Consider the following 9,325-nt stretch of genomic DNA (forward strand, 5'->3'; position numbering starts at 1 on the left):
ACCAGTAATCATGACAACAGTAACTCCAGAGGCAACGATGGCGAGCGTGGCAACTTGCTCAATGATGTTTTTCAAGTTCCTTCCCGAAGGGAAAACATCGGGACGAAGAGAGGAAAATACGATAAGCAGCAGGAAGAACCCCATAAGGGTACCCCATGTCTTGATAATGGCCAAAACCTTTGTCTTGTTATTCGTCTTCATGCGTTTGTTCTCCCATAGCAATAGTGCAGATAGCGTTCTTGATCGATTTCCTTATTAGGCTGTATGGTGGCCATCGCTCCCTCCTTGATGAAGAGAATGCGATCTGCCAAACCGAGTACCTCATTGAAGTCAGAACTCACAACCAAGATAGCTGCACCTTTTGCGGCTAAATCCCTGATGATGCTATAAATCTCAAAGCGAGCTCCGACATCGACTCCCTTGGATGGTTCATCAAGCATGAGAACCTTGGGCATTTTCAAGATGGTCTTTGCAAATACCACCTTTTGCTGGTTGCCTCCAGAGAGTGTTGCTACATGTTGTGAATACTGGGAAGCCTTCAGATGTACACTATTGCCGGCTTCCTTGGCTCGCTGTCGTAAATACGAATGCTTGAGGATACCGAAGCGGGACACCTCAGAGAGAGACATGAGGGTAATATTCTCATTGATGGAACGACTAAGTACCAGTCCACCTTTCCTTCGCTCTTCAGGAACCAAGACCACCCCTTGTTCAATCGCATCCTTAGGGGAAGAGGGTTGATAAGGCTTTCCTTCCAGAAACAGGGAGCCAGAATCAAGGGAGCGCACCCCGAAGAGAGTTTCCAACAACTCGGTTCTCCCTGATCCAACCAAGCCACCAATCCCCAAGATTTCTCCGCTATGCACGGTAAAGCTAATATCCTTCAGTCGAGAGTTGGAGAGATGCTCCACGGTGAACAGAGGCTTTCCAATGGCTCCAATCCTGGAGGGGAATGCTGACTCCAACGATTTGCCGATCATGGCACTGATCAAGCTATCCTTGGTCATCTCGCTTGTTTTACTTCGCTTGACTACCTGCCCGTCACGCATAACGGTTACCCGGTCGGTGATGCGCAGTATATCGTCTAGGTTGTGCGTGACATAGACAACGGTTTTTCCTTGGTTCTTCAGGCTCTGTATAACATCGAAGAGCTTTTCTTTTTCGATGTCTGTCAGAGCAGTGGCTGGTTCGTCCATGAAGTAAATAGAACCCTTGACCGCAAAGGCACGTGCTATGGCAACCATTGCCCGTTGTACGGCAGAGAGGTGCAAGACAGGAATTTCGAGGGGGAGTTCGATCCCCAGGACATCCAGTATCTCCTGAGCTTGATTCCTGAGTTTCTTCCAATCAACCAACGGACCATAGCGATGAGGATAGCGGTGTCCCAGGAAAATATTCTCCATTGCATTGAAGTAGTTGACCAAGTTGAGTTCCTGGTGAATGAAACACAACCCATGTTTGCTTGCATCCTTGCTGGAGGTGATTGCAGCAGGAGTTCCATCAAACAGGAAGGTTCCTTCATCTGCCTTGACGATACCCGCCAGGATTTTAATAAGTGTTGACTTGCCTGCTCCATTCTCCCCGACAAGCCCGTGGACCTCCCCACTACTGAAGGAGATGTCAACTCCTTTAAGCGCTCGAACACCTGGGTATTGTTTGACCAGCCCTTCAATACGCAATACTTCGCGTTTATTTAGCTCGCTCATACCAAGTCCTCCCACAAATCGGGATCAGAGAAACTATTTTCTGGCTCCGCCTTCCCGGCATTGTTGATGATGTACTTGAATACACTGGTCTTACCTAATTTTCGGCTTGCCATAATGACATAAGGACCAGCGAGGAATGCTTCATCATAGAGAACAATTGCATCGTCCAAGCTGATACTCACTCGCTGTGAGAAAAAGGCAGTAGCTGGGCCTTCTAGTTTGAGAAGTTCTTTCTCTTTATCTTCCAATAGGATAGGCGTCATAATCTCCCGTCCTTGTGTAACAAGCAATCCGGTACGGGAGGTAAAGTACTGGTAGAGGGAATCCTCTGCTCTGTAGCTGTCAAAGACATCCTTGTGAACTTGCGCCACATAGGAACGTTGGAGAATAACAGGTGTGCCGTCTATGGTCCTCAGACGTGTCAGGCAAGAGTAGCGGGCACCTGTATTGCAAAATAGCTTATCGAGCCGTGTATCCGTTATGTCGTGTTCACAGGAAAGGACAGTATTGGTGATGGAACGTTTCTGATTACCCATCTCCTTCTGGAATCCCTGTAATCCTATGGTGTTTGCATTGACGCTGGTAGTGCCAACGAAGGTCCCCACCCCGTGAATGATGTTTACGATTCCTTCCTGAGCAAGCTCGGCCAAGGCACCCCTAACGGTCATTACCGAAGTGTTGAAGATGGAAGCGAGTTCTTTCTGGCTAGGAAGACATTGCCCTTGAGGAAAGACACCTTGTCGAATTTTTGTCTTGATTGTTTGAGCAATCTCAAGATAGCGCAGCTGTTTTCCCATCATGCTTCTTGTACCTCTTATAGTCTTCTAGATGTCTATCACACTAACATGAGATTTTTGAGCAGTCAAGAAAAATATTGGGTAACCATTCTTGTGAGAAAAGATGAACCGTAAACCTGCACCTTGCAAGAAACTGTACCACTATAACCGAATTTAGAAGGCCATACCTCAACTTTCCTATCCAATATCACCTCGCATGTAGTTTATTACCCTTATTTTTATCATTCATGTTGCATTTTATACCCTTACATTTAGCAACTTATATGATATACTGAGAGTATGAAAAGAAAAGAAGAAGCATATCTTACCGAATGGTATAGGAATCCCTACCGGAAACCCCTCATAATCCGGGGTGCGAGACAAGTGGGAAAATCAACATTGGTCAGGATGTTCTGCCAGAAGAACAACCTCCAATTGGTTGAAGTCAACTTTGAGCAAAACCAAACATTGCATACCCTCTTCGCATCCAATGATCCAATCAAGATCATCCAGTCCTTGGAAATCCTGCAGAATGTGAAGATCGATGCAGAGAACTCAATACTCTTTCTCGATGAGATCCAAGCCAATCCTGCTGCAATCCTTTCCTTGCGATATTTTTTTGAGAAGGTTCCCGCTCTTGCCGTTATTGCAGCAGGATCCCTCCTTGAATTTGCACTGGAACAGTATAAGCTGTCCATGCCTGTAGGCAGAATTGAATACTTCTTCATGGGGCCTATGACGTTTGAAGAGTTCTTGGAGGCGGTGGGAGCCGACCAGCTCCTATCATACCTACAAACCTATTCATTGGGAGATGAGATTCCTCAAGTTATTCATGAGAAGGCTTTGGAACACCTTCGGACCTACTACCTATTGGGTGGAATGCCAGAGGTAATACGCGTGTATAGGGAAACAAGATCATTGCTGGAAGCTGATAAGATCAAATACTCCATCCTCAACACCTATCGTGATGACTTTGCTAAATATCAGACACGGATAGATATTTCAAAACTACAGGAAGTGTTTGACAAACTGGGAAGCACTGTCGGGAAGAAAATCAAATATGTCGAGCTGCTCCCCCAGGACCGCAGCACGGTCACTGACAGGATACTGACCTTGTTCGAGTATGCAAGGATTTTGTATAGAACCTATCATTCGAGTGCAAACAATCTCCCCTTGAAGACAGAGATCAATCAGAAGTATTCCAAAGGCATCCTACTTGATATCGGCCTCTATCTGACACTGCAAGGATTATCAATCGCAGATATTGTCCAAGACAAGGGTCTGTTTTTCTCATGCCAGGGAGCCTTGGCAGAGCAGTTCATCGGTCAGCACCTGCTCTATAGCCAGCCTGGCTACATGACCCCCGAGCTCTATTATTGGAACCGGGAGAAAGCCCAGTCCAATGCAGAAGTTGATTTCCTCATCCAACAGGGCAATACCATCCTTCCCATCGAGGTAAAATCCGGGAAAACAGGTACCTTGAAATCCTTGCATGTGTTCATGGAAACAAAACAACGTTCCATGGCTTTACGGTTTTCCACCAATACCCCGATAGTAGAGACTGTGAAATCTCCCCTACCAAATTCCAACTACCGCTATACCTTGGTCACACTACCACTTTACCTGGTAGGACAGACCAGACGACTCATGAAAACAGCATTGGGCAAATGATGAAAATGCTCCTTGCATCCTGGTAGTGAAAATTACCACTTTATCTGTGTACAATCGCCCATTGAATGCATTTTTCGTTTCACAAATATGGCAATAGTGCCACTTTTATTAAGTGGGGCATAGAGGGAAATACTATCGCGTATATTTTTATCGCCTGGACAGTATCCAGTCCTGTATACCTCTTTCAGTCTTCTCGGCTTCTCGAGAAGGAGCAACCGGCTGGTTCCGTCCTTTACGAGCGCATCAAGCAAAGATGCTCCTAATAATAATTGATCCTCCTTCGTGCATAACGAAGCATTGAGTCCTGGTCGATGCGGTATGTTGCGGACATCAGCTCGATTGCTGAGGGATAGTCGCCCTTGGAACGCATCAGATGCTTGTTTGCAAACAGATCAACGATCGGCTTTTCCAAAGGCACCTGATATGGTTCTCCGTCAGACTTGGGAGCCTCTGTGACCAGATGGTTGATGATGATCACATCATCCGTACCGTACCGCAGTATCTCTTGGGCTTTGGGTTTCAATAACACCTTGCCTGGGAATTTTTCTGTAAGCGTGGAGAACACAAAATCACCACCGTCCTTCTCCACTTCGAGGAAGATCTTATTGTGTGCCAACTGGTGATTGAAGAACTCATTGAACCAAGACAGTTCCCAAACCCAGAGGGAACTGCTTTTGCATATGCTCGATCACCTGCAGGGCTGCTTTGGAATATACCCCGGTGAAGATACTTTTCTTCGGCTCCTTCCCAACTTTCTGGTATTGGTTGCGTCCAACCCTGACTATCAGGGAGGAATTCTGCAAGGTTCCCATTAAATATCTGAGCTGCGTCTCCTTGAAGGATGGCTCGACAATCCGCGCGGCATGCAGGATCTGCTGTATCGTACACGTGCCATCGGGCAAATTTCGAATGATTGCATGCTTGTTCATGCTCATCAACTCCTCAGTCAGAATTATCTGGGGTTTTCCCCGAATGCCTGATACAACCATGCCTCTATCATTACGCTTGAAGCTAAACCGTAATTACATGTGTTAGTTCAGATGGAGGTCATTGACAGGTTGCGTGTAATACGAAACATTATAGACACGTGTAAAGAATTTATGGACATGTGATTGTCATCACCGTCCTTCGCTGCAAAGGGGGGGGCGTGTTCATCTGCAGGAGGATCAACCATGAGAACAAAAGATTCCTTCACACCATGGGATAAGTTGTATCCCTATAAGGGTACGATGTACCATGGAACGTGGCCTACCCTCAAGGAACTTTTTGAGATAACTGTCGAACGCTTTGGCTGGCGGGTTTGTTGGAAAGAGTTCGTTCCAAAACCTGTTTCCTATACCTATAGCGAAGCCCTTCCCATCGTGAAAGGGATTGCCTCTTGGCTCCTCAGTTCCGGTATCAGGAAGGGGGACAAGGTCATTGTCAGTGGAAAGAACAGCGTGGCATGGGGATTTGGATATTTTGCTGTCATATTCGCAGGAGCCACAGTGGTACCCTTGGACAATGCTTTCAGTGACGAAGACTTCATACGACTGGCAAAGTTCTCCGATTCTGTCGCGATGATTATCGACAGCAAGAGACTGAAGAACGTTGCTTCCGATCTCCCCATGAAGGCAGTTGCATGCCTTGAGGAGAATGGGCCGGCTGAATGGATCATGCATAAGAGCGCTGAATATATCGAGCCTGAACCATGCAGTGAGGATGATATTGCACAGATTCTCTTTACCTCCGGGACGACCGGGACTCCGAAGGGAGTCATGTTGACCCATAAGAATCTTGTCTCAGACATCTTCCTCTCGCAGGCAAACATGAATATTTTCGAGACAGACGTGTTCTATGCAATTCTGCCGATACACCATGCCTATACGCTCCTGGCGGTATTTCTTGAAGCTGTGAGCGTTGGAGCCTCCGTGGTATTCGGCAAGAAACTTGCTGTATCGCAGATACTCAAGGAGCTCAAGGAAGGAGAGGTAACCATGTTCCTGGGCGTTCCTCTACTGTTCAACAAAATATATGCTGCTGTTGTGGATGGGCTGAAGGAGAAAGGGTTGTTTGCATATGGGTCGATACGGGGACTCATGGGCATCTCAGGATGGATCAAGAGAACGTTTGGCCTCAACGTGGGAAAGCATTGGTTCAAGTTCCTGCTCAAGAAGCTTTCGCTCGACACCAACAGAATCTGTATATGTGGAGGTGGACCGCTTCCTGAATCGACGTTCAGGGGATTCAACGAACTCGGCATCGATTTCGTACAGGGGTATGGGCTTACCGAAACCTCTCCTATCACGCATCTCAATCCCATCTATGCATTCAATGAATCTTCAGTCGGAAAGGCCGTTGCAAGTACCGAGTGCAAGATTGTCGATCCCGACGAGGACGGAAACGGCCTGATTTATATTCGTGGCCCCCAGGTAATGAAAGGATACTACAAGAATCCTGAGGCTACAGCTGAGGTGCTTGACCAGGATGGGTGGTTCAATACAGGGGACATCGGACACGTTGATGAGAAAAACTACCTGTATTTGAGCGGAAGGGCGAAGTCAGTGATCGTGAGCGAAGGAGGGAAGAATATTTTCCCAGAAGAGATTGAGGACAAGTTCCAGCTCTACACAGAGATTGAGCAACTGTGTGTAATTGGGTACATCAAGGATAAGCAAAGTGCCGGTGAGCATGTGAGGGTCATTATCTTCCCCTCCCAGGCCTTTGCCGAAGGAAAGACTGCCGAAGCGATACAGGAGAGAATGGAGCAGATAGTCAAAGAGGTCAACGCCACCCTTCTTCCCTATAAGAGGATAGAGATGGTCACGGTGGTTGATGAACCGCTTTCCATGACCTCTTCCAAGAAGGTCAAGCGTGCCGAGGTTTCTGGGCGATATGGGATTGCCTGAAGGTGACGTGAGGGAAAACACAGAGATACTTTCTACCAGGGCATGGAAGATAGCCGAGGTTCTGGAGCAACGTTTTCCTGGTTGGGACTCCCGTCGATACATCATTGCAATGCTTATCTATCGGTATCTCTCCCAGGAAATGGATCAGTTCGCAGAAGATCAACCGGACCTGGTGTTATATCAGACGTGATACAGAACCATGGATGACAAGGAGGCAGGAGCACTTGCAGGAGAGGCGTCTTCCACGATTGGGTTCCTCATCTGTTGATAGTATTTGCTCTCCGAAGGACTCATCGGATTTTCATACAGAGCGTTGCTGTTTGGCTCCCGATCATGCAGGTGCATGCAACATCGTGATTCCACCATTCCCTTCTCTCGGGTAACGTGACCAATTCGGGAACCACGCGGTGAACACTTGATATTTTGCTGGAAATGGTCGACAAGCATTTGGACGATCCCTACAGGAGGTGCAGCAATCGATTGTCGGAACCATGACTCGGCAACCTCCAGGGATACCTTCCCCCTTTGGAAATGGAAAAATCAGAGACAAGCCAATGCTTGACAAATCCTTGACGCTCATTTGCTATCCGAAGACTATTTCTGAAGCAAATTTCAGTGTGATCCTATAATCATTCCGGAATTTTTGTATATCACTGGTATGCGCCCTGTTTGCATATGGCTTTCTATTTGCAACATAGGCAAGTCGTTTCTTATAACCTTCAAGTTGGTGATACTCTGAAAAAGCTTCTATCGTTTCTTCCAATTGGTCGAGTGCATGTCTCCTTGCATCTTCCCATGCCGACTGTTTTACATCTTTCAATTCAATGAATATGATTGCTTCTCTCACACCTATGGGGCATGTCAAAAGCATTGCATCACACCGCATTGCATCTGTTCCGTCATGGCGTACTAAAGGTATGTACTTATCTACAGGTAAGAACTGTATCCTCTTCTGCCTTTGGTTTTTAACTGTAGCAATTCAGGCATGCTCATTTCTGCCATACGAGATGAAGGCGGGGCTCTCCCCTGGTTCATCACATATACCGAATGAGGAAACCCCTTCTACGATATCTTCATTTCGAGCATATTCAAAAAAATTGATTCCTGGCATCTATTCATCACCCATTTCCAAGATACGCCCGAAATCATCATTGAAATTCCCAAGGATATCATTGAGGTAGTTTTCATCCGATGGAATCCCCTCTATATTTTCCAATAACGATATGTTGCCTTCATCGTCAGTTTTATATATTCGTAATTGTTCAGAGGCGATAGCAGCTCCTTTAGGAACAATGCCTTCCAATTCTCTTCGCGATTCTGAGGATAAATTCTGCTTGCCATATACATTTCTCGAAGCAACTGCGAGGGAAACTGCATTCATCAGATACGGGCTATGCGTGGTGACGATAAGCTTATTCTTCTCATTGAGATTTCTATAGGACAGCAAGGAGAACAGCATCCTGATCTGCGTATCAGGAAAGAGATTTTGCTCCGGCTCCTCCACGATATTGATGAAATACGAAGGGATCCGTGAAGCTAAGAGGCTGTTGACCATATTGATCAGTCTGGTGTCATTTGGCTTTTTCGCAAGAAGTTCCTGTATCTCATTACGGATTCTCGTCAGATCCTCATTCGACAAGCTTCCGTTAGCTACTATGCTAGCCGTAATATCCTTTTCCAAGGGTTGCTTCTTTGATGTAAACTGTTTTGCCAGATTAGCACTTACCAGAAATAATGGGATCAGGGACTGGAATCCACTGGCAGCTTGGGAAAGTCGTGTCCTGTTATTGTGCCTCTTCACCCACGATATATCATTCAGTCTATCATAAGAGAAAAATACATCATTGATGGGCAATTCAAGATCTCCATTCAAATCCTTTCTTGCTTGATCATATTCATCTAGAAACGATGCGAATGACTCTGGGAGCTCACTTATCAGACTTGGCTTAGGAAGCACGCTGATAAAATTCCGCTCTGAAGGAACATACATTATTTTTGGGACGGAAGTACGTTCAGGGCTTGTCACCCGCTCCACCTGAAGCTTTGATTCTCCGCGATATACGATGTGATACATGGAACCGATATATTCCATCGTAGAGTCATCAGAAAAATAGGATTTGATATTATGAAAGTCGAAGCGAGCCCTAAAACGCCCAGGAAGTTTTAACTCTTTTTCGGTAAAATCACCCCTTACGAGAGCCTTCTCAATCCACATCATGGTTGATAATACTTTTGCTATTGTACTTTTACCCGACCCTTGTGGACCAATGATCATGGTGAAATC

The 9,325-nt window shown here is 46.2% G+C and carries 9 protein-coding genes and 1 pseudogene; 3 read left to right on the plus strand and 7 right to left on the minus strand.

Features of this window, described 5'->3' with window-relative positions:
• The 3 genes and pseudogenes from AB7S66_RS09225 to AB7S66_RS09235 all read right to left on the minus strand — a co-directional run.
• Nucleotides 1-201, minus strand: a pseudogene (locus tag AB7S66_RS09225) (hypothetical protein); the annotation flags it as partial.
• Nucleotides 198-1,706: a sugar ABC transporter ATP-binding protein gene (locus AB7S66_RS09230; RefSeq protein WP_428519306.1), complete on the minus strand. Its 1,509-nt coding sequence runs from the start codon at nucleotides 1,704-1,706 to the stop codon at nucleotides 198-200. The gene AB7S66_RS09230 and the pseudogene AB7S66_RS09225, both read right to left, overlap by 4 nt.
• On the minus strand, nucleotides 1,703-2,506 hold the full coding sequence (locus AB7S66_RS09235) for a GntR family transcriptional regulator (protein WP_321301811.1): 804 nt from the start codon (nucleotides 2,504-2,506) through the stop codon (nucleotides 1,703-1,705). Before AB7S66_RS09235 ends, AB7S66_RS09230 begins: the two co-directional genes overlap by 4 nt.
• 276 nt (nucleotides 2,507-2,782) lie before the next feature.
• On the opposite strand from AB7S66_RS09235, the gene AB7S66_RS09240 reads away from it, so the two are divergent.
• Nucleotides 2,783-4,153: an ATP-binding protein gene (locus tag AB7S66_RS09240; RefSeq protein ID WP_428519309.1), complete on the plus strand. Its 1,371-nt coding sequence runs from the start codon at nucleotides 2,783-2,785 to the stop codon at nucleotides 4,151-4,153.
• 259 nt (nucleotides 4,154-4,412) lie between these two features.
• Here the strand turns inward: AB7S66_RS09240 and AB7S66_RS09245 are convergent, their stop codons facing one another.
• Entirely contained in the window at nucleotides 4,413-4,769 is a 357-nt protein-coding gene (locus AB7S66_RS09245; protein ID WP_428519311.1) for a DUF6577 family protein, read from the minus strand.
• Nucleotides 4,770-4,785: 16 nt separating this feature from the next.
• Complete coding sequence (locus AB7S66_RS09250) at nucleotides 4,786-5,082, minus strand: hypothetical protein (protein ID WP_428519313.1); 297 nt, start codon at nucleotides 5,080-5,082, stop codon at nucleotides 4,786-4,788.
• 243 nt (nucleotides 5,083-5,325) lie between these two features.
• On the opposite strand from AB7S66_RS09250, the gene AB7S66_RS09255 reads away from it, so the two are divergent.
• Together AB7S66_RS09255 and AB7S66_RS09260 are read left to right on the plus strand one after the other, a co-directional pair.
• On the plus strand, nucleotides 5,326-7,041 hold the full coding sequence (locus AB7S66_RS09255) for an AMP-binding protein (protein WP_428519315.1): 1,716 nt from the start codon (nucleotides 5,326-5,328) through the stop codon (nucleotides 7,039-7,041).
• The gene (locus AB7S66_RS09260) at nucleotides 7,007-7,231 is read left to right on the plus strand and encodes a hypothetical protein (protein WP_428519317.1); all 225 of its coding nucleotides are present in this window, start codon (nucleotides 7,007-7,009) and stop codon (nucleotides 7,229-7,231) included. Before AB7S66_RS09255 ends, AB7S66_RS09260 begins: the two co-directional genes overlap by 35 nt.
• Nucleotides 7,232-7,624: 393 nt before the next feature.
• On the opposite strand, the gene AB7S66_RS09265 is transcribed toward AB7S66_RS09260, so the two are convergent.
• Nucleotides 7,625-7,888, minus strand: coding sequence for a hypothetical protein (locus AB7S66_RS09265; RefSeq protein WP_428519319.1), 264 nt, complete (start codon nucleotides 7,886-7,888; stop codon nucleotides 7,625-7,627).
• A 264-nt stretch (nucleotides 7,889-8,152) separates the two neighbouring features.
• Nucleotides 8,153-9,325, minus strand: a 1,173-nt coding sequence (locus AB7S66_RS09270) for a hypothetical protein (RefSeq protein WP_428519321.1), incomplete at its 5' end; no start/stop codon positions are given.

It is taken from the genome of Sphaerochaeta sp., from assembly GCF_050178175.1.
Taxonomy (GTDB): domain Bacteria; phylum Spirochaetota; class Spirochaetia; order Sphaerochaetales; family Sphaerochaetaceae; genus Sphaerochaeta.

What these genes read in the sequence shown, in the direction of transcription:
- AB7S66_RS09255 (WP_428519315.1), top strand. Translation starts at nt 5,326, where the DNA reads ATGAGAACAAAAGATTCCTTCACACCATGGGATAAGTTGTATCCCTAT.
- AB7S66_RS09235 (WP_321301811.1), bottom strand. Translation starts at nt 2,506, where the DNA reads ATGATGGGAAAACAGCTGCGCTATCTTGAGATTGCTCAAACAATCAAG.
- AB7S66_RS09230 (WP_428519306.1), bottom strand. Translation starts at nt 1,706, where the DNA reads ATGAGCGAGCTAAATAAACGCGAAGTATTGCGTATTGAAGGGCTGGTC.
- AB7S66_RS09250 (WP_428519313.1), bottom strand. Translation starts at nt 5,082, where the DNA reads ATGAACAAGCATGCAATCATTCGAAATTTGCCCGATGGCACGTGTACG.
- AB7S66_RS09240 (WP_428519309.1), top strand. Translation starts at nt 2,783, where the DNA reads ATGAAAAGAAAAGAAGAAGCATATCTTACCGAATGGTATAGGAATCCC.